The sequence below is a fragment of the Mycobacterium sp. DBP42 genome, from assembly GCF_005924235.1.
In the GTDB taxonomy this organism is placed as follows: domain Bacteria; phylum Actinomycetota; class Actinomycetes; order Mycobacteriales; family Mycobacteriaceae; genus Mycobacterium; species Mycobacterium syngnathidarum.
The window spans coordinates 24,513-45,105 of record NZ_VCMY01000002.1 but is presented as its reverse complement, the minus strand read 5'-3'; the positions used below and the strand labels follow the sequence as shown (position 1 = coordinate 45,105).

General features: G+C 67.2%; 18 protein-coding genes, 1 pseudogene and 1 riboswitch. Of the genes and pseudogenes, 8 read left to right on the top strand and 11 right to left on the bottom strand.

The window, feature by feature from the left end:
• Positions 1-77: 77 nt before the first annotated feature.
• Positions 78-983 carry a heme A synthase gene (locus E0T84_RS02705; RefSeq protein ID WP_171054903.1) on the top strand — a complete coding sequence of 302 codons (906 nt, stop codon included), beginning with the start codon at positions 78-80 and terminating at the stop codon, positions 981-983.
• 17 nt (positions 984-1,000) lie between these two features.
• Here E0T84_RS02705 and E0T84_RS02700 read toward each other — a convergent pair whose 3' ends face one another.
• Positions 1,001-1,939, bottom strand: coding sequence for a RimK family alpha-L-glutamate ligase (locus E0T84_RS02700; protein ID WP_070185984.1), 939 nt, complete (start codon positions 1,937-1,939; stop codon positions 1,001-1,003).
• Between the two features lie 32 nt (positions 1,940-1,971).
• Between E0T84_RS02700 and E0T84_RS02695 the strand changes: the two genes are divergently transcribed.
• Entirely contained in the window at positions 1,972-2,946 is a 975-nt protein-coding gene (locus E0T84_RS02695; protein WP_070186036.1) for a quinone oxidoreductase, read from the top strand.
• Between the two features lie 18 nt (positions 2,947-2,964).
• On the opposite strand, the pseudogene E0T84_RS32175 reads toward E0T84_RS02695, so the two are convergent.
• The 6 genes and pseudogenes from E0T84_RS32175 to E0T84_RS02665 all read right to left on the bottom strand — a co-directional run.
• Positions 2,965-3,075 (bottom strand): annotated as a pseudogene (locus tag E0T84_RS32175) (carboxylesterase); the annotation flags it as partial.
• A 42-nt stretch (positions 3,076-3,117) separates the two neighbouring features.
• Positions 3,118-4,923, bottom strand: coding sequence for a TIM barrel protein (locus E0T84_RS02685; RefSeq protein WP_070185983.1), 1,806 nt, complete (start codon positions 4,921-4,923; stop codon positions 3,118-3,120).
• Positions 4,920-5,684, bottom strand: a complete 765-nt coding sequence (locus E0T84_RS02680) for an ABC transporter ATP-binding protein (RefSeq protein WP_070185982.1) — start codon at positions 5,682-5,684, stop codon at positions 4,920-4,922. The genes E0T84_RS02685 and E0T84_RS02680 overlap by 4 nt, the downstream gene beginning before the upstream one ends.
• On the bottom strand, positions 5,677-6,723 hold the full coding sequence (locus E0T84_RS02675) for an iron ABC transporter permease (protein ID WP_070185981.1): 1,047 nt from the start codon (positions 6,721-6,723) through the stop codon (positions 5,677-5,679). The genes E0T84_RS02680 and E0T84_RS02675 overlap by 8 nt, the downstream gene beginning before the upstream one ends.
• Positions 6,704-7,819, bottom strand: coding sequence for an ABC transporter substrate-binding protein (locus E0T84_RS02670; RefSeq protein WP_083339177.1), 1,116 nt, complete (start codon positions 7,817-7,819; stop codon positions 6,704-6,706). The genes E0T84_RS02675 and E0T84_RS02670 overlap by 20 nt, the downstream gene beginning before the upstream one ends.
• Positions 7,820-7,846: 27 nt before the next feature.
• Positions 7,847-8,015: riboswitch (cobalamin riboswitch) on the bottom strand.
• 5 nt (positions 8,016-8,020) lie between these two features.
• Entirely contained in the window at positions 8,021-8,953 is a 933-nt protein-coding gene (locus tag E0T84_RS02665) for a heme o synthase (protein WP_070185980.1), read from the bottom strand.
• A 232-nt stretch (positions 8,954-9,185) separates the two neighbouring features.
• Here E0T84_RS02665 and tkt point away from each other — a divergent pair, with 232 nt between their 5' ends.
• The 6 genes from tkt to E0T84_RS02635 all read left to right on the top strand — a co-directional run bounded on the left by tkt (position 9,186) and on the right by E0T84_RS02635 (position 16,207).
• Positions 9,186-11,276, top strand: a complete 2,091-nt coding sequence (tkt, locus tag E0T84_RS02660; RefSeq protein WP_070185979.1) for a transketolase — start codon at positions 9,186-9,188, stop codon at positions 11,274-11,276.
• A gap of 28 nt (positions 11,277-11,304) precedes the next feature.
• Positions 11,305-12,420 carry a transaldolase gene (tal, locus tag E0T84_RS02655; protein WP_070943669.1) on the top strand — a complete coding sequence of 372 codons (1,116 nt, stop codon included), beginning with the start codon at positions 11,305-11,307 and terminating at the stop codon, positions 12,418-12,420.
• Positions 12,421-12,448: 28 nt separating this feature from the next.
• Entirely contained in the window at positions 12,449-13,996 is a 1,548-nt protein-coding gene (gene zwf, locus E0T84_RS02650; protein WP_070185977.1) for a glucose-6-phosphate dehydrogenase, read from the top strand.
• Positions 13,993-14,904, top strand: coding sequence for a glucose-6-phosphate dehydrogenase assembly protein OpcA (opcA, locus tag E0T84_RS02645; protein ID WP_070186034.1), 912 nt, complete (start codon positions 13,993-13,995; stop codon positions 14,902-14,904). Before zwf ends, opcA begins: the two co-directional genes overlap by 4 nt.
• The gene (pgl, locus tag E0T84_RS02640) at positions 14,897-15,604 is read left to right on the top strand and encodes a 6-phosphogluconolactonase (protein ID WP_070185976.1); all 708 of its coding nucleotides are present in this window, start codon (positions 14,897-14,899) and stop codon (positions 15,602-15,604) included. The genes opcA and pgl overlap by 8 nt, the downstream gene beginning before the upstream one ends.
• A 225-nt stretch (positions 15,605-15,829) precedes the next feature.
• Entirely contained in the window at positions 15,830-16,207 is a 378-nt protein-coding gene (locus E0T84_RS02635; RefSeq protein WP_070185975.1) for an ATPase, read from the top strand.
• Positions 16,208-16,216: 9 nt separating this feature from the next.
• On the opposite strand, the gene ppc is transcribed toward E0T84_RS02635, so the two are convergent.
• The 4 genes from ppc to tpiA are packed head-to-tail and all read right to left on the bottom strand — an operon-like array spanning position 16,217 to position 20,590.
• Positions 16,217-19,024, bottom strand: a complete 2,808-nt coding sequence (gene ppc, locus E0T84_RS02630) for a phosphoenolpyruvate carboxylase (protein ID WP_070943667.1) — start codon at positions 19,022-19,024, stop codon at positions 16,217-16,219.
• A 42-nt stretch (positions 19,025-19,066) separates the two neighbouring features.
• Positions 19,067-19,480 (bottom strand): hypothetical protein, encoded by a 414-nt coding sequence (locus E0T84_RS02625; RefSeq protein ID WP_110764963.1) that lies wholly within the window; start codon positions 19,478-19,480, stop codon positions 19,067-19,069.
• A 37-nt stretch (positions 19,481-19,517) separates the two neighbouring features.
• On the bottom strand, positions 19,518-19,751 hold the full coding sequence (secG, locus tag E0T84_RS02620; RefSeq protein ID WP_019348649.1) for a preprotein translocase subunit SecG: 234 nt from the start codon (positions 19,749-19,751) through the stop codon (positions 19,518-19,520).
• 44 nt (positions 19,752-19,795) lie between these two features.
• Positions 19,796-20,590, bottom strand: coding sequence for a triose-phosphate isomerase (tpiA, locus tag E0T84_RS02615; protein ID WP_070185973.1), 795 nt, complete (start codon positions 20,588-20,590; stop codon positions 19,796-19,798).
• Positions 20,591-20,593: the final 3 nt, after the last annotated feature.

The window sequence follows — 20,593 nt, the reverse complement described above, 5'->3', positions numbered from 1 at the left end:
GGCTGTAGTTATTGATCAACTACGATCAGGCCGTGCCCGTCGGAACAGCTTTCCAGCGACTGGTCGATCTGCTGCCCATGCCGAGCCTGCGGGTCCAGCGCCTGATCGCGTTCCTCGTGATCCTCACCCAGGGCGGCATCTCCGTCACCGGCGCGATCGTCCGAGTCACCGCCTCCGGGCTGGGCTGCCCCACCTGGCCCCAGTGCTTCCCGGGCAGCTTCACGCCCGTCCCGCACGCCGAAGTCGCTGTCGTGCACCAGGTGGTGGAGTTCGGCAACCGGATGATCACCTTCCTGGTGGTGCTGACCGCCATCGCCGCCGTCCTCGCCGTCACGCGGGCCCGCCGCCGGCGTGAAGTGCTGGTCTATGCCTGGCTGATGCCGGCGTCCACCGTGGTCCAGGCCATCATCGGCGGCATCACGGTGCGGACCGGCCTGCTGTGGTGGACCGTGGCCGTCCACCTGCTGGCGTCCATGGCAATGGTGTGGCTCGCGGTTCTGCTGTTCGTCAAGATCGGCCAGTCCGACAACGGCGCACCGACGGAAACGGTGCCGAAACCGTTGCGACAGTTGACCGTGCTGAGCGCTGCCCTCCTGGCCGCAGTCCTCGTGACGGGCACCCTGGTGACCGGCGCCGGACCGCACGCCGGGGACAAGAGCCTCGATCGCGTGGTGCCGCGTCTGCAGGTCGAGATCACCACGCTGGTGCACATGCATTCCTCGCTGCTGGTCGCCTATCTGTCCCTGATCGTCGCGCTGGGATTCGCACTCGTCGCGGTGCGCGCCCCACGCCCGGTCATGGTCCGGCTCGTTGTTCTCGCGGTGCTGGTGTGCGCGCAGGGACTCGTCGGCATCGTGCAGTTCTACACCGGCGTGCCCGCCGCCCTGGTCGCCGTGCACGTCGCGGGTGCGGCGGCATGCACCGCGGCCACCGCGGCGCTGTGGGCCTCGATGCGTGAGCGCGTCGAACCCAGCGCCCGGTAGCCACGTTACGGCGGCAGCTAGAGCCCTTTGTGCGACAGCGGGCCCAACCCCAGCCGCTGCAGCGCGTCTTCCACAGCGACGGCGAACCGCCGCTCGGCAGTCCCCCGGGCGGCCGAGCCGAGCTGCCGGAATCCCAGTCCCGGCTCGATCAGCTCGAGCTCCAGCAGGCGGGGATCCTCCGGACCGCCGATCACGTCGACCCGGGCATACACCAGATCCTCGGGCGCGAGGTCGAACAACCGGATGACCGCGTCGACTGCCGCGCGCCCCACCTCCCAGACCTCGTCGTCGGGATCAGCCGGTGACAACGACTCCCGCGCGTAGGTGCCGGTCTCCTCGAACTCGGGTGATTCTCCGGCCGGAGGCAGGATCGGCCCCTTGGTGAACGCGTGGGACTCCTTGCCGCCCAGGAAAACCAGCGCGGTCTCCCCGTCGGCGATGCGCGGGTCATAGGGCTGCACCAACACCGCGCGGCCCTTGGCGTGCAGCACCGCCGCGTGAGCCAGAGCCGCCGAGGCGTCGACGAAACGTTGCGCTCCCGTCGAACCGGCCGCCACCGCGGGCTTCACCACCACTTCGCCGTCGGGCACGCTGACCTGCTCACCGACCGCGAAGTATCCGGTCGGCACCACCGGCACACCCGAGCGGTGCAGATCGTCGAGGTAGTGCTTGTCGACGTTCCACTCGACGACCGGTGCGGGGTTGATCAGATGGGACACCGACCGCGTCCACGCCAGGAACTCGTCGAGACGCTCGGTGTAGTCCCAGGTGGCCCGCAGGAGCACCAGGTCGGCATCGCGCGTCGCCGGGTCGTCCCAGGGCAGCCAGCTGGCGTGCAGACCGCGGTTGCGCAGTGCGATGAGCAGGCCGGCGTCGTCGCCGTCGCCTTCGGGCAATGCGGCGCAACCGGCCAACACGATGCGGGGATGGAACACATCCGGACGGGCGAGCTTCACCCCCGCGATGATAGGTGTGGATGATGGATGGCGTGTATGCCATCGAAGTTGCCGAGACCGGCGGACCCGAAGTCCTGAGCTACGTCGAACGGCCTGAGCCCGCTCCGGGCCCCGGCGAGGTGCTGATCAAGGCCGAGGCCATCGGCGTCAACTTCATCGACACCTATTTCCGGTCCGGGCTGTATCCGCGGGACCTGCCGTTCATCGTCGGTTCCGAGGTCTGTGGCACCGTCGCCGCGGTCGGGGACGATGTGGCCGCACTGGCCGTCGGAGACCGCGTGGTGACCGCCAATGCCACCGGCGCCTACGCGGACTTCTGTGTCGCCCCAGCCGATTTCGTCGCCTACGTGCCCGACGGCGTGGCGCCCGACGCGATTGCGTCCGCGCTGTTGAAGGGCATGACCGCGCACTACCTGATCAAGTCGACCTACGCCGTGCAACCGAGCGACACCATCCTGGTGCATGCCGGCGCAGGCGGTGTCGGCCTGATCCTGACCCAGTGGGCCACCAGCATCGGCACCCGGGTGATCACCACCGCGTCGACGCCGGAGAAGGCCGAACTGTCCCGGCAGGCAGGTGCGATCGAGGTGCTCGAGTATCCCGAGGACCCGGACGAGTTCGCGACCGCGATTCGCGATCTCACCGGCGGGGAGGGCGTGGCCGCCGTGTATGACGGGGTCGGCGCGTCGACGTTCGACGCCAGCCTGGCCAGCCTCGCGGTGCGCGGCACTCTGGCCTTGTTCGGCGCGGCCAGCGGACCGGTGCCGCCGGTGGATCCGCAGCGGCTGAATGCGGCCGGATCGGTCTTCCTGACCCGGCCGACGCTCGCGCACTACACCCGCACATCTGACGAATTCTCTTGGCGTGCCGGTGAATTGATCAACGCGATCGCGGACGGTTCGATCACCATCACCGTCGGCGGCCGCTACCCGCTGGCCGAGGCCGCCTCAGCCCACACCGACCTGCAGGGCCGCAAGACCGTCGGCTCGGTCGTGCTGGTGCCCTAGAAACGTGCTGCCAGACCCCATGCGACGTCGGTGAGGAAACCGCCCGAAGCCGCCGTCGCCGACGATGCCGGCGAAATAGCGATCGGACTCAGCGCGCACAAAGTTGTCGGGGCTGACCAATGCGGTCATGCGTATGACGCTGCCACATCAACGGCGCTGGTGGTCTTCTGATCAACCACAGACGAGCCGGGCAGCGTAAGCCGGCGCCTCGCCGACGGTGCGGTCACAACCGACCAGAACCTCACGCGGGGTCAGCGCATGTACGTCGGCGGTGTGATGGCGCGTGGTGCCGGTCCGGGGATCGTGCACCGCGATGTCGTAACACTGCCCCGAGGTCGGCGTCACCACCAGCTGGTGATGACGCCAGCCCCAGCCGTAGTGCCGGAACAGTTCGCGCTCCAGGACCTGCTCGACGGGGTGCGATAGGTAACTCCAGCCCCGATACAGGTCCATCAGATCGGTGGGGTGCCCGGTGCGGTCGACCAGCTGTGCCAATCGGTCGGGGGTGAGGTTGCCCCACCACCTGCCCTCGGGAAAGTCGATGAGGGTGGGGGCGAAACGATGCCCGCCGAAACTGCTGCAGCGCCAGACCCGGGCCACTCCGGTTCCGCCGTGTGCATCGCGCAGTTGCCGGTAGAGGGGGTAGCCGTAGGTGCCGCAGCATGCGTCGACCGCGGCGTGGGTGCAGACCACCAGATCTCGGTGGGTGTCCTGCACGCGGTGGGGTTCGAATTCGGCCGGCGCGGAGATCTCCCCGGCAGCGTCCTCCGGGAACAGGGCGTCGATCAAATGGGGCGCGCCGGAAAGCGGGACATGGTATTCCTGACGCGCGAATTCAGCTGCGGCACTGCCGGTTCGGTCGAAGAGGATGATGCGCATCAGGCCGGCCACCGAGTACTGCGGGTCTGGCGCCGCGGCGAAGGTCTTCATGGTCAGTCCGCGTTCCTCGGTGCGCCGGGTAGCCGCCCGCAACGCGGCTCGCAAGGGTGCGGGTGTCCGGGCGGTCTCCCATACCGGGGTACCCATGCCGGGCGGCCATGGCAGCGGCAGTTCCAGCATCAGGTAACGGTCGAAGTTCCTGGCGGTGCCGATCGGGTCCTCGCCGGCGGCTCGGGCCACCAGGGAGCAGGATTGCCGGGTCGGGATGGCCGGTGCGCAGCGCTGCGGGATTCGGCCGGCCACCGCGTCCTGCAGATTCTGCCGGGCCCGCGCCGCCTCGGAATCCAGTTCGGCACCGGTACCCAGCTTGGTGACGGACTCGACCGCGCTGGGTCCGGTGAAGCCGTGCGCACCCAGTGTGCGGTAGAGCTCGACAAAGTCGACGATGCCGTCGCCGGGCGTGATCGGCGGGGGCATACCGCCGGCGACCACCCGGTGCCCGCTGCGAGGTGGGTGGTCCCGCGCCCCCACGGCAGCGATATAGGGTGCCAGGTCGGCCAACCCGCGCCCGGGCGGCTCGCCCCCGTAGTGCACCAGATTGCCCGGATCCCAGCACGCCCGAAACGATTCGTGCCCAACGCGTTCCACCACCGTCAAGGTGTCAGCAGCCGTACGGGTAAGTCCCCCATGCGGTTTGACTGCAATGGTGATCCCATGGTCAGCCGCGTACGGGGCCGCCGCCGCCATCAGGCGCAGGTAACGGTCGCCGTCGGTGAGCTCGGGGCAGCCCATGTCGACCAGGGTCGAAACCCCAAGGCGGGCACAGTGGTCGAGCTGGCGGCGCAGGGTGGACAGTGCTGCAGCGTCGTCACGACTCAGATCGGCCGCGTGGCTGAGAATGACGAGATCCAGCCCGTGGTCATCAATGACCGCCGCGACCTTCCTGGCGCGGGCAACCGTGGTGTCCGCGGTGATCAATGCCGTGACACCGTGTACCGGCAGTGCGACCGCGTCGTACCCCGCCGTCACAATGCCACGCAGGGCCCGCTCGAAGGGAAGCTTGGCCCACGGTCGCACGGTGCAGGCAAGGACAGTCATGGGTGCAACTCCTGGTCGTAGCGGACCACGATGGTGCGTCGGGGCGAGTCCGTCGCGCTGGTGGGCGTCAGGGTCAGGGAATGAGCACGGACACCGTAGAGTTCGGAAACAACGACGTCGGTCAGCAGCGTGTCGGCCGGGCCGACCCGGACATCGGCGCCACCGCCCAACAGCAACGCGGTGTCTGCGATCTCGAGGGCGTGGTCGGGATGGTGAGTGGTCAACACGATGCCGTGTCCCTCGTCGGCCAGGCCGCGCAGCAGATGCAGCACCCGGCCCTGATTACGCAGATCCAGTGCGGCGGCGGGTTCATCGAGCACCAATACCTGTCCCTCGGCGGCGATTGCCCGCGCGATCAGCACCAGCTGACGCTCGCCGCCGCTGAGTGAGGGATAGTCCCGGTCGGCGAGCGGGGCGATACCGACCCGTTCGAGGGCGGCCTGCGCGCACCGATAATCCCGCCGTCCCGGCCTGGTCATCCGGCCCAGATGCCGAACGCGTCCCATCAGCACCATGTCCATCGCCGTGTAGGCGAAGGTGGAGCGGTGGCTCTGCGGGACGTACCCGATCACCCCGTCGGCGCGGACGCGGCCTTCTGACGGCTCCGCCAGACCGACCACGCAGCGCAACAAGGTGGTCTTACCGCGGCCGTTGGGGCCCAGGACCGAGAGAATCTCGCCCGGCGCGAGTTGGTAGCAGACATCGCGGAAGAGCCATCGCTCACGGTCGTAGGCGAAGCCGAGTCCATCGAGTTCAAGCATCCGACCACATCCGTTGCCGGCGGCTACGCAACAGGATCAGAAACACCGGTGCGCCGACGATGGCGGTAAGTACGCCCAGCGGGATCTCGGCGACCCCCAGTGTGCGGGTGACGGTGTCGATCGCGGTCAGATATGCGGCGCCGAGGCCGATGCTGACCGGGATGAGCACCCGGTTGTCCGCCCCGACCCACAGCCGGGCCAGGTGCGGTACCACCAACCCCACCCAACCGATGACGCCGCTGACCGCCACCGCCCCGGCAACGATCGCCGCGACAGCGGTGAAAATCAGCCAGCGCAGCCGGCCGGGATGCAATCCCAGTGTCACAGCGTCCTCGTCGCCCAGCGAAAGCACGTTGATCCGCCAGCGCAATGCGTAGATGACGGCGCCGCCGAGCAGTACCGGCACCCCGGCGATGACGACCTTCGCGTAAGTGGCGGTGGCCAGGCTGCCCAGCAACCAGAAGACCAGCGATTGCAGTTCGCCGTACGGATCAGCGAGGTAGGTCATGAACGACACCAACGCCGTGAAGAACGCTCCGACCACAATGCCCGACAACACGATCGCCAGCGGTGGGGTCGGTCCTCGAGTTCGACTGACGGCGAAGACCGCCACCAGTGCGGCCATCCCGAACCCGAACGAACCCAGTACCAGGGCAGCCGAGCCAAGGCTCAGGACGATGGCGAGCGCACCCCCGAATGATGCGCCGGACGAGACGCCGAGGATCTGTGGGCTGACCAGCGGATTGCCGAACACCGCTTGTAGCGCGGCCCCGCAGCCGGCGAGTCCCGCGCCGACCAGAATGGCCAACAACACGCGGGGCAGCCGGACGTTGAGCACGACAGCATCCTCGGCCGCAGTCCAGGTCTGCTCGAGCGGCAGCAGCCGACCGAGCAGAATCCGCACGACCTGATCCGGCGCGACCGAGTACCTGCCCACGGCAAGCGCGATGACGGCCACCAGCACGACACCCACCGGAATGACGAGATACGCGGTACGGACGCTGGATACGGCCGAGCGCTCAGCGGCCGAAGTCAACATAGTCACTGGAGTCGGAATTGGCTGTGGAGTAGAGGATCTCGCCGATTTGCGCATCGGTGGGTTCGGTGCCGTACCAGAGCGCGTACTGCCTGGCCACTTCGGCGCGCAGGCCGGGTGCCCCGGTCCCGTGGACCACTCCGGCCAACCACTGCCACATCAAAGGTGATTCCTGGCTCGGGGGATCCCACCGGTATCCGCCCAACGGCACCTTGTAGATCCGACGTTGCGCCACGGCCCGCAGGCTCGCCAGCGCCGGGTCACGGTAAAGATCTGCGGGCAGCTTCGGACCGAAGTTGCCCAGCAGGACGATGTCGGGATCCCACCTCAGCAGCTGCTCGGTGTCGATGGGGGCCTCGTCGGCGTCGATCTCCACAGCGGGATTGCGGGCACCGACGAGTTCGGTGACGAAGTGGTTGTAGGACGCCCGGCCGCCCACATCCAGCGTGTCGGCGGCGCCCCGCAGGTACAGCACCGATGGCCGCGTCGAGCTGGCATCGGGCACCGGAATCTCACTGCGCAACAACCGCATTCGATCGCGCATCCAACCGATCAGTGCCGCGGCCCGCTCCGGCTTGCCGAGCAGTTCGCCGTAGAGCGCAACCGCGTCCTCGAGATCCTGCTGGGTTCCGTAACGCAGCTGCGCCACGGTCAACCCGGCATTCTGCAATGGTTCAACGATGCCAGGGCCACGGTCGCCCCACTGGATCACCACATCCGGGTCCAGCGCCAGCACGCTCTCCACGTTCGGTGCGAACTCGGCGCCTGCCACGTCGGTGGGAACCGTCAGCAGCCCCGGATACGCCGCGCCGATGAAACTGTCCTCGATCGCAGAACGCGAGGCGGCGTTCATGCCGACCAGAACCTCGGGTCCGCCGTTGACGGCCACCATCATCGACGCGGCCGGCTTCGGGATGGTCACCACCCGCCGGGCCGGCCGCGGCAACTGCACGGTCGCACCGGCGAGATCGGTGACCGTGACGGCCCCGACCCCACTGCCTGATTCGGCCCGTCCGCACCCGACGCCCACCACCGATGCCGCGGCGGTGGCCAGGATTCCGCCCAACATTTTCCGGCGCGCGATGAACTGACCGCTCACGAATACCTCCCGGGAGTCCGCGCTCCGTGGATGTTGTCCGCGATGGGTCAGTGTCGTGGCTCCCGGACTGAGCTACCCCGTTGGATGCATCGAGGTTCGCGGTCCGGTCACAGTGGCGGGACCGCACCGGATTCACACCGGTTTCCTGGGTCCCATCGCGTTATGGATCGTGGATACCCTAGCCCACGGTCCGGTGCGGGCTCAGTGACCGAAGATCGTCGGCAGGGCCAGCGCCGAATCGATGGCCAGCGCGCAGAACACCACGGCCAGGTAGTTGTTCGACTGCAGGAACAACCGCAGCGGCTTCACCGGCTCGCCGCGCTTGACCCCGGAGTACAGCTGGTGCGCCATCACCAGGAACCACGCGCCCGCCAGCAGGGCCACCGCGCCGTAGAGCCATCCGGTGGCCAGCGCCAGCACCAGCGTGGTGAGCACTGTCAGCCAGGTGTAGATCAGGATCTGGCGGGTAACCTCGCGCTCGGTGGCCACCGCGGGCAACATCGGCACCCCGGCCGCCTTGTAGTCGTCCTTGTATCGCATGGCCAGTGCCCAGGTGTGCGGCGGTGTCCAGAAGAAGATGATCAGGAACATCACCAACGCTTGCCACTGGATCGTGCCGGTCACCGCGGACCAGCCGATCATCACCGGCATGCAACCGGCCGCGCCGCCCCACACCACGTTTTGCGAGGTGCGGCGTTTGAGCAGCAACGTGTAGACGAAGACGTAGAACGCGATCGTGGCAACGGCCAGTAACCCGGACAGCAGGTTCGAGGTCCACCACAGCCAGCAGAAGGACGTGACCGAGAGCACGAGCCCGAAGATCAGGGCGTGGCGGGTAGGCACCGAAGCCTTGGCCAGCGGTCGGCGCGCGGTCCGCTTCATCACCTTGTCGATGTCGGCGTCAGCCACGCAGTTGAGCGTGTTGGCGCCGGCCGCCGCGAGCCCACCGCCGATCAGGGTGTTGAGGATCAGCAGCGGGTCAATCGTGCCGCGGTCCGCGAACAGCATCGCTGGAATGGTGGTGACCAGCAACAACTCGATCACGCGCGGCTTGGTCAATGCCAGATACGACAGGAACGTGGTCCGTATTCGGCTCGGCGCCCCATTGATGAGCCGGCGCTCGCGAATGCTCACGCAAATAACTCCTCGGGTGGCGTCACGCGGCTTCTACTACACACGATGGTAGACCGCCGCCCGAATGCCTCGGCACCGCAGGGTCTGTTCCGGGGCAACTACGGGTAAACGACCGGGTATCGGTGCGAGAACCAGTCTGCATCGGATGAGTCCGCCCCACTAGGGTGTTTGTCGTAGCAGCATGGCAACTGCGAGCACATGCCAGCAGATAGAAGACGAGGAAGTGAGCTTAGTGACCACCGCCGAAGAGATCACCGCTCTCACCCAGCCCAACCACCCAGATGACTGGACCGAGCTCGACAGCGTTGCCGTCGACACCGTCCGGGTGCTCGCGGCTGACGCGGTGCAGAAGGTCGGCAACGGCCACCCGGGTACCGCGATGAGCCTGGCTCCCCTCGCCTACACGTTGTTCCAGCGGCAGCTGCGCCACGATCCCAGCGACACCGAATGGATCGGTCGCGACCGCTTCGTACTGTCCTGCGGGCATTCCAGCCTGACCCTCTACCTGCAGCTCTACCTCGGCGGGTTCGGCCTGGAGCTGGCCGACATCGAGGCCCTGCGCACCTGGGGCTCGCTCACCCCGGGACACCCCGAGTACCACCACACCAAGGGTGTGGAGATCACCACCGGTCCGCTGGGCCAGGGGCTGGCCTCGGCGGTCGGCATGGCCATGGCCGCTCGCTACGAGCGCGGACTGTTCGACCCCGACACCGCGCCGGGCGAGAGCCCGTTCGACCACTACATCTATGTGGTCGCCTCTGACGGCGACATCGAGGAAGGTGTCACCAGCGAAGCCTCGTCGCTCGCAGGTACCCAGCAGCTCGGCAACCTCATCGTGTTCTGGGACGACAACAAGATCTCCATCGAGCACAACACCGACATCGCGTTGAGCGAGGATGTGCCCGCGCGCTACCGCGCTTACGGCTGGCACGTGCAGGAGGTCGAGGGCGGCGAGAACGTCGCCGGAATCGAGGCGGCGATCGCCGAGGCCAAGAAGGTCACCGACAAGCCGTCGTTCATCGCGCTGCGCACGATCATCGGCTACCCGGCCCCGAACAAGATGAACACCGGCGGGGTGCACGGCTCGGCACTGGGAGCCGACGAGGTGGCGGCCACCAAGAAGATCCTCGGCTTCGACCCCGACAAGAGCTTCGAAGTGCGCGACGACGTCATCACCCACACCCGTGAGCTGGTGGCTCGCGGCAAGAAGGTGCACGACGAGTGGCAGCTGAGCTTCGACGCCTGGGCCAAGCGGGAGCCGGAGCGCAAGGCGTTGCTGGACCGGCTGCAGGCGCGTGAGCTGCCCGAAGGCTGGGATGCCGACCTGCCGCACTGGGAGCTCGAGTCCAAGCCGGTGGCCACCCGTGCCGCCTCCGGTGCCGTGCTGGCCGCCGTCGGTCAGACGCTGCCCGAACTGTGGGGCGGTTCGGCTGACCTCGCCGGCAGCAACAACACCACGATCAAGGGCGCGAACTCCTTTGGGCCGCCGTCGATCTCGACCGAGGACTGGAATGCGACCTGGTACGGCCGCACCCTGCACTTCGGCATCCGTGAGCATGCGATGGCCGCGATCCTGTCCGGCATCGTGCTGCACGGCCCAACCCGGCCGTACGGTGGCACGTTCCTGCAGTTCTCGGATTACATGCGGCCGGCCGTGCGTTTGGCCTCGTTGATGAACATCGACCCGATCTACGTCTGGACGCACGATTCGATCGGCCTCGGCGAGGACGGTCCCACGCACCAGCCGATCGAGCATCTGGCGGCGCTGCGCGCGATCCCGAACCTGTCGGTGGTGCGCCCCGGCGACCCGAACGAGACCTCCTACGCGTGGAAGACCATCCTGGAGCGCACCGCCAGCACCGGCCCGGTCGGGCTGATCCTGACCCGCCAGGGCGTCCCCGTGATCGAAGGCACCAGCGCCGAGGGCGTGGCCCGCGGTGGCTACGTGCTCGGCGGCACCCCGGATGAGAACCCCGACGTGGTGATCATCGCCACCGGTTCCGAGCTCCAGTTGGCCGTCGCAGCGCAGAAGCTGTTGGCGGACAAGGACATCAACGCGAGCGTGGTGTCGATGCCGTGCGTCGAGTGGTTCGAATCGCAGCCTCAGGAGTACCGCGATTCGGTGCTGCCGCCTGCGGTTTCGGCCCGGGTGGCGGTCGAGGCCGCCGTGGCGCAGAGTTGGTACAAGCTGGTCGGGGACACCGGCGAGATCGTGTCGATCGAGCACTACGGCGCCTCGGCCGACGACAAGACGCTGTTCCGTGAGTTCGGCTTCACCCCCGAGGCCGTGGCGGCCGCGGCGGAACGATCCCTGGACAACTAATCAGGACGACTGGCAGGAGAAGGCGAACATGACTCAGAACCCGAATCTCGCGGCGCTGAGTGCCGCGGGTGTATCCGTCTGGCTCGACGATCTGTCGCGGGAGCGGCTGCAGACCGGCAACCTGCAGAACTTGATCGACACCCGCAGTGTCGTGGGGGTGACCACCAACCCGTCGATCTTCCAAGCGGCGCTGTCGAAGGGCACCGCCTACGACGCCCAGGTCAAGGAACTCGCCGAGCGGGGCGCCGACGTCGACGCCACCGTCCGCACCGTCACCACCGACGACGTCCGCAACGCCTGTGACGTGCTGGCCAAGCAGTACGAGGCCTCCGACGGCATCGACGGCCGGGTGTCGATCGAGGTCGACCCGCGGCTGGCCCACGACACCGACAAGACGATCCTGCAGGCGATCGAGCTGTGGAAGATCGTCGACCGGCCCAACCTGTTGATCAAGATTCCCGCGACGCTGGCGGGCCTGCCCGCGATCACCGCGGTGATCGCCGAAGGCATCTCGGTCAACGTCACCCTGATCTTCTCGGTAGAGCGGCACCGCGCGGTGATGGACGCGTATCTGGCCGGGCTGGAGGCTGCCAAGGAAGCCGGACACGATCTGTCCAAGATCCACTCGGTCGCCTCGTTCTTCGTTTCCCGGGTGGACACCGAAATCGACGGCCGGCTGGAAAAGATCGGATCGGATGAGGCGCTGGCGCTGCGCGGAAAGGCCGGTGTGGCCAACTCCCGCCTGGCCTACGCGGCGTACGAAGAAGTCTTCGGCGGGCAACGTTTCGCCGCACTCAAGGCCGACGGCGCCCGGGTGCAACGCGTGCTGTGGGCGTCCACCGGCGTCAAGAATCCGGAGTACTCGGACACGCTCTACGTCACCGAGTTGGTTGCGCCGCATACGGTGAACACGTTGCCGGAGAAGACGCTCGAGGCGGTTGCCGATCACGGCGAGATCACCGGCAACACCATCAGCGGGACCGCCGCGGCATCGCAAGAGACCTTCGACAAGCTCAGCGCCATCGGGATCGACCTCGTCGATGTGTTCAAGGTGCTTGAGGACGAGGGCGTCCAGAAATTCGAGAAGTCGTGGCAGGAACTGCTCGACGCGACACAGGGCCAACTCGACGCCGCCACGCGATGAGCGCCTGCGCGAAGAGCCGGGGGCAGCGATGAGCGCGGCCAGCGCCGACACGACCGCCTGGCGTAACCCGCTGCGGGACAAGCGCGACAAGCGCATGCCCCGCATCGCGGGGCCGTGCGCGGTGGTGATCTTCGGCGTGACCGGAGACCTGGCCCGCAAAAAGCTGATGCCGGCCATCTACGACCTGGCCAACCGCGGCCTGTTACCGCCCAGCTTCGCGTTGGTCGGTTTCGCCCGCCGCGACTGGGCCGACGAGGATTTCGGCAAGATCGTCTACGACGCGGTCAAGCAGCACGCGCGCACCCCTTTCCGCCAGGAGGTCTGGGACCGCTTGGCCGAGGGATTCCGGTTCGTGCAGGGCACTTTCGATGATGACGCCTCGTTCGAGCACCTCAAAGACACCCTGCACAAACTCGATGTCGAGCGCGGCACCAGCGGCAATCACGCCTTCTATCTGTCCATCCCCCCGAAGTCGTTCCCCCAGGTGTGCGAGCAATTGTCCAAATCTGGGCTGGCGGACAAGCCGGAGGGCAGCTGGAGCCGGGTGGTCATCGAGAAGCCGTTCGGCCACGACCTCAAGAGCGCCGAGGAGCTCAACGGCGTCGTCAACAGTGTGTTCCCGGAGTCATCGGTGTTCCGCATCGACCACTACCTGGGCAAGGAGACGGTCCAGAACATCCTGGCGCTGCGCTTCGCCAACGAGCTGTTCGAGCCGGTGTTGAACTCGCATTACGTCGACAGCGTGCAGATCACGATGGCCGAGGACATCGGACTCGGCGGGCGCGGCGGCTACTACGACGGGGTCGGCGCTGCGCGTGATGTCATCCAGAACCACCTGCTGCAGTTGCTGGCCCTTACGGCGATGGAAGAGCCGGTGAGCTTCTCCCCCGCTGAACTACAGGCCGAGAAGATCAAGGTGCTCTCGGCGACCCGGCTTGCCGAGCCGCTGGACGAGACCACCTCCCGCGGGCAGTACGTCGGCGGCTGGCAGGGTGGCGAGAAGGTCGTCGGACTGTTGGACGAAGAAGGTTTCTCCAAGACCTCCACCACCGAGACGTTCGCAGCCATCACCCTGGAAGTGGACACCCGCCGCTGGGCCGGCGTGCCGTTCTATCTGCGTACCGGAAAACGCTTGGGCCGCAGGGTCACCGAGATCGCCTTGGTGTTCAAGCGCGCACCGCATCTACCCTTCGACGCCACGATGACCGATGAGCTCGGCCAGAACGCCCTGGTGATCCGGGTCCAGCCGGACGAGGGAATCACCCTGCGGTTCGGTTCGAAGGTTCCGGGGCACATCATGGAAGTCCGAGATGTCAGCATGGACTTCTCCTACGGCTCGGCCTTCGCCGAGGAGTCACCGGAAGCCTACGAGCGTCTCATCCTCGACGTGCTGCTGGGTGAGCCATCGCTGTTCCCGGTCAACGCCGAGGTTGAATTGTCTTGGAAGATACTGGATCCCGCGTTGGAGTACTGGGCCACGCACGGTAAGCCCGATCCGTACGAGTCCGGGACGTGGGGTCCTGACTCCGCGTTCGAGATGCTGCGCCGGTCCGGGCGGGAATGGAGGCGACCGTGATTGTCGATCTGCCCGACACCAATACCGGCGCGATCAACAAGAAGATCGTCGCGATGCGTGAAGAGGGCGGCGCGATCACCCTCGGCCGGGTGCTGACGCTGGTGATCTCCACCGATTCCGAAGCGATGCTCGAGGAGTCGATCGATGCGGCCAACGCGGCCAGCCGTGAGCATCCCTGTCGCGTGATCGTGGTCATTCCCGGCGACAGGTTGACCACCGAGGCGCGGCTGGACGCCCAGTTGCGGGTGGGCCGCGACGCCGGCGCCAACGAGGTCGTGGTACTGCGGTTGTCGGGCCCGCTGGCCAACCATGCCAGCAGCGTGGTGACGCCGTTTCTGCTCCCCGATACGCCGGTGGTGACCTGGTGGCCCGATCTCGCACCCGCGGTGCCGGCTCAGGACCCGCTGGGCAAGTTGGCAATTCGCCGGATCACCGATGCCACCAACGGTATTGATCCCCTCGCCTGCATCAAGAGCCGGCTCAACGGCTATACCGCCGGTGACACCGACCTGGCCTGGAGCCGCGTCACCTACTGGCGCGCGTTGCTGGCCGCGGCGATCGATCAGCCACCGTACGAACCCATCACCTCGGCGCTGGTGTCCGGGCTGGGGGACGAACCGGCGCTCGACATCCTGGCCGGCTGGCTGGCGAGCCGGATCGACGGACCGGTGACCCGCGCGGTCGGCGAATTGAAGGTCGAACTCACCCGGCCGAGCGAGACCGTGAGCCTGGTTCGACCGCAGACAGGTGTCACCGCCACATTGAGCCGCACCGGCAAGCCGGATGCGCTGGTGCCGCTGGCCCGCCGCGAGGCAAAGGAGTGCCTGGCCGAGGATCTGCGCCGTCTCGACCCCGACGAAATCTACTACGACGCCCTCCAGGGCATCGACAAGGTGACTTATGTCTGAGCGCATCATCGAGACCTACGCCGGCGCAGAAGAATTGGCGGCTGCGGCGGGAGCACGGCTGGTCGGGGCGATCACCTCGGCGATCGCCACCCGCGGCGGCGCGGACATCGTGCTCACCGGCGGCACCGTCGGGATCGCCTTGCTGCGTCACGTGGCCGGCGCCGAGATCGAATGGTCCAATGTGCGGCTGTACTGGGGTGACGACCGCTTCGTCCCCCAGGGCGACGCCGAACGCAACGATCAGCAGGCCCACGACGCGCTGCTGGAAGGCATCAACATCCCGCCGGGGAATGTGCATCGAATGGCGACCAGTGACGGCGAATTCGGCGATGCCATAGACGATGCCGCCGCCGCGTACGAACAGCAGCTGCCCGGCCAGTTCGATGTGCACCTGCTGGGCATGGGCGGTGAGGGGCACATCAATTCGTTGTTCCCCCACACCCCGGCGGTGCGGGAGGCCACCCGGTTGGTGGTCGCGGTCACCGATTCTCCCAAGCCACCGCCGCGCCGAATCAGCCTCACCCTGCCCGCGATTCGCCGATCCCGCGAAGTCTGGCTGGTGGTCTCCGGCGAGGCGAAGGCCGATGCGGTCGCGGCCGCGATCGGCGGTGCCGATCCGATCGACATCCCGGCCGCCGGAGCCATCGGGCAGGAGAAGACGGTGTGGCTGCTCGACGAGGCTGCCGCCGGCAAGCTCTGAGCGTCCCGGGTCACCACAACTGGTCGTCGGGGCCATCTCCGTACCGCTCGCCTGTGGCATCCGCCAACGCTTCGGCGTAGCCGGCCAGATAGTCGGCCACCTCGTGGTTGGGTGTCACCCGGCCCGCCGCCGTGACCGGCCTGGGGCGTGATTCGCAATAAAGCCGCACAAAGATTCAGACGCCGTTACTCGGCGTTCGGTTCCCCAGCGGCCATACTGTTCGGCATGGCAGACAAAGGTGACGGCCGCAACCGCCCAAACTCCGGGCGGCAGAGAATCCGGACCTTGACCCAGGCTGCGCTCAACGCCGACATGACGGTGGAGCAGGTCGATACCCTGCTCACCGACCTGAGCACCACGCTGGTCGATCTCAACAAGTCGACCGGCGGGCTGGATGTCACCCTGGACCGGTTCAACGAGACCATCACCCGTATCGATGAGCTCGCGCCCCGCCTCATCGCCATGGTCGACCGTCTGGAGTCGATCGTGGAGCGCGTCGAGGTCATCGTCGGGATCGGCGAGGCGGTGATGTCGCCGCTGGCCGCTACCGAGAGCGCAGTGCGCGGAATGATCAACCGGGTGCGCAAGGGCGCGGGCCTGTAGGACGGGACTTCAGCCGCTGTTGCGCAGCGCTGTCGCCAAACCGCTCATGGTGAGCAGGATTCCGCGCTGGATCAGTTCGTCAGAGTCTCCCGCGCGATAGCGACGCAGCAGCTCGACCTGGAGGTGATTCAACGGTTCGAGGTAGGGGAACCGGTTGAACACGGAGCGGGCCAATGCCGGGTTGTCGGCCAGCAGGTCGTCCTGGCCGGTGATCAGCTTGTACATCGCGATGGTGCGATCGTGTTCGGCGACGATCTTGTCGAACACCCGAGCCCGCAGTTCCTCGTCGTCGACCAACTCGGAGTAACGTGCCGCCAGACCCATATCCGACTTGGCCAGCACCTGCGCCATGTTCGAGAGCACGGTGCGGAAGAACGGCCATCGCTCGTAGAGGTCCTGCAACACCGCAACCCGGCCGTCGTCCTGGCCGATCCACTGTTCGAACGCGGTACCGGTGCCATACCAGCCGGGCAGCATCACCCGGGACTGGCTCCAGGCCAGCACCCATGGGATGGCCCGCAGATCAGCTATCGACGTGGTCGGCTTGCGTGAGCTGGGACGGCTGCCGATGTTGAGCGCACCGATCTCGCCGACCGGTGTCGACGTCTTGAAGTACTCGACGAATCCCGGTGTCTCGTGAACCAATTCGGAATAGGACCGCTGCGCCAGGGCGGCCAGCTCATCGAGCACCCGATAGGCCGGCTCGGCCTCGTCTCCGAGCCCTTCGACATCGAGGAGCGTGGATTCCAGCGTCGCGGCCAGCAGTGCCTCCAGGTTGCGGTGTGCGATCCGGGGCTCCGCGTACTTCGCCGCGATCACCTCGCCCTGTTCGGTGATCCGCAGCGAGCCCTTCACCGCACCGGGCGGCTGGGCCAGGATCGCGTCGTAGCTGGGGCCGCCGCCACGGCCCACGGTGCCGCCCCGGCCGTGGAACAGGCGCAACCGGATCCCGGTGGTGTGCGCGGCGTCGACCAGCTCCAACTCGGCTCGATACAACGCCCAGTTCGCCGCGAGGTAGCCGCCGTCCTTGTTGGAGTCCGAATACCCCAGCATCACTTCCTGATGCCGACCGCGGGCGGAGACGATGCTGCCGTAGACGGGCAAGGCGAGGGCGTCCTGCAGGATCGTCGACCCCCGCTGCAGATCGTCGATGGTTTCGAACAGCGGCACGATCCCGACCGGCGCATACACCTCGCCGCCGTGAGCGGCACCCGAAACATCCAGCAAGCCCGCCTCTTTCAAGAGGATGGCCGCTTCGAGCAGATCCGACACCGATTGGCACATCGAGATGATGTAGTTGGGTACGGCCTGAGCACCGAAAACGTTGACCGCCCGCGCTGCGGCACCGACGATGTCCAGTTCTTTGCGCGCCAGCTCCGAGAGCTCCGCGCCCTCACCGATCAACGGGCGGCGGGTCGAGATTTCCCCCGCGAGCAATTCGACCCGTTGCGATTCGGGTAGCGAGGCATAGTCGGGATGCACCCCGGCCCAGGCCAACAGTTCGGCGACCACCTGCTCATGTACCTCGGAGTTCTGCCGCATGTCCAGGCCACACAGGTGGAAACCGAAGACCCGCACCGCTTCTCGCAGCCGGCCCAGCCGATCGTCGGCGAGCACCGCGCTGCCGTTGCCGCGCAGCGAGGCGTCCACCGCATCGAGGTCGGCCAGAAACTCCTGCGGGGTACGGTAAGCCTCAAGGCCCAGGTCGAGTTCGTGTTCGGGTTGCTCGTCGAGGATTTCGCGGCCGGCGGCGGTCAACCGGGCATGGATCACTCGCAGTGCCCGCCGGTACGGTTCGTCCGCACGCGCCGGCTCGTGACAGGCGTCGGCCAGCGCGTTGAGATCGTCGCTGACGGTGACCAGCCGGGCCGACATCGACAGCTCTTCTTCCAACGCGGTCATCTCGGTGAAGTAGTGCGCGAAGGCGACGTAGGCGGCTCGTCCGGTGGCCAGCCGGACCACGCCGGCATCGACGTTGGGGTTTCCGTCGCGGTCCCCGCCGATCCAGCTCCCCGGCCGCAGGATCGGCTGCGCCAGCAGGTCCACTTCGGGCCAGCGGGCCCGCAACGCGGTGCGCACTTCGGCGTTGACCTGTGGAATGACCTCGAAGAACGCGGCCGGGTAGTACCGCAGACCGGTTTCGATCTCGTCGGAGATCTTCAGCCGGGACAACCGTACGAGGGCGGTCTGCCACAACGTGAGGATGTGGCGGCGCAACTCGATGTCGATGTCGCGCCCCTCGGCCGTGCGGGTCTGCCCGTGCAGGCGCAGCCTCATCAACTCCGTCACCCGATGCTGGGTGTCGAACACGGTGCGGCGCCGAGTCTCGGTGGGGTGCGCGGTGACGACGGGCGAGACCAGGGCGCCCGCAAGTGCATCGGCGACGCCGCTGCCGTCCAAACCGGCCGCGTCCAGCTTGAGATACGTCGCAGCCAGGCTGCTGTCCTGTGGCGGTTCGCCGGCCGCCTCATGCACCGCCCGGCGCCGCTCCCGGTGGATGTCCTCGGCCACATTGGCCAGCAGAGCGAAGTGGGTGAATGCCCGGATGACGGGGATGGCCTGATGGACATCGATGCCGGAGAACAGAGCGGCCAGCTCGCCCCGGTCGATCTCGGAGCGACGAACGCGGAAGGATTCCACACGCGCCCGCTCCACCAGGTCGAAGACCTCCGCGCCGTTCTGCTCGCGCACGGTGTCGCCGAGAATCGTGCCGAGCAGCCGGATGTCCTCGCGCATCGGCTCGGTGGCCTCACGGCCTACCGAGGTGCGCTGAACCGCGCCGATCGGATCGAGTGCGGTGTCGAGACCGTCAGCCATGCCCCCAGTATCGGTGCAGCCGCGGCGCACCGCACGGCGCCCTCAGAGACCCATCAGCCAGAACAGCAGCGCAGGGCTGAAGACCACCGCCAAGAACCCCACGATGAACAATGCTGCGGCGTAATTCACAACGCCGGGATAATTCTGCGGCACGGGCCCGAGTGCCCCACGCGGGCTGGCGAGGCCTCGCAGTATCGGTTCGGCCAGCGGCGCCAGGTATTCGAGTTCGACGATGCAGCCCGGAGACACGTCGACCACGGTGTCGGCAAGACCGCGCACGGATCCGAACCAGCGCGGCGGAATCTCGACGTGCAGGTAGTGCCTGCCGGGCAGGACCGGGAGCTCGGTCCGACCCCATCCGGCAGACGGAACGACATGTCCGTTCAGGGTCAGCCGCGGAGCAGGGCGCCCGAACGGTGCGGCAACGCGAAGAAACCGGGCGGTGACGGCGATCACACCGCCCGGTGGAGGGTACGGGCCGGTCAACCCAGCGCTAGCTGTACTTGATCAGCAGCGCAACGCCGACGATCGAGACCAGCCAGATACCGGTCACGAACAGCGTCAGGCGGTCGAGGTTCTTCTCGACCACGGTGGAGCCGGACAGGCTGGACTGGACACCGCCACCGAACAGGGTGGACAGACCGCCACCTTTGGCGCGATGCAGCAGCACCAAGAGCACGACCAGCACGCTGGTCACGACCAGAGTGATCTGCAGAGCCAATTCCATGGCTGTAAGACTACCGGGTGCGGTGTCCGGCCCAGGCTCCCGGGTTACGGCAGCGGTCCGCCCGCGGCGATGGCGGACAGGGTGGCGAACTGCTCGCCGTCCAGCGACGCGCCACCGACGAGCGCCCCGTCGACGTCGGTCTGCGCCACGATCTCACCCACGTTCTTGGCATTGACCGAACCGCCGTAGAGCACCCGGACTCCGGCCGCGAGCTCAGCAGACGCCAATGCTGCGATCTCCTTGCGGATGGCTCCACAGACCTCCTGGGCGTCGGCCGCACTGGCCACCCGGCCCGTCCCGATGGCCCACACCGGCTCGTAGGCGATGACGGCCTGACCGATCTGCTCCTTGCTCAGACCGGCCAGAGACCCGCGCAGCGAGTTCACGTTGTACTCGACGTGGTTGCCCGCCTCGCGCACCTCGAGCTGCTCGCCGATGCAGATGATCGGGGTGATGCCGTGCTTGAACGCGGCGGCGGCTTTGGCGGCCACCACTGCATCGTCCTCGTGGTGGTACGTACGCCGCTCGGAGTGCCCCACGACCACGAAGCTGCAGCCGAGCTTCGCCAGGAACGCCCCGCTGATGTCACCGGTGTAGGCGCCCGAGTCGTGCTGTGACAGATCCTGCGCCCCGTAGGTCAGACGCAGCTTGTCCCCGTCGACCAGCGTCTGCACACTGCGCAGATCGGTGAACGGCGGAATGACCGTGACATCCACTTTGTCGAAGTACTTGTCCGGCAAGGCGAATGCGATCTTCTGCACCAGCGCGATGGCCTCGAAATGATTGAGGTTCATCTTCCAGTTGCCGGCGATCAAAGGCTTGCGTGCGGCTTTCGACATGGT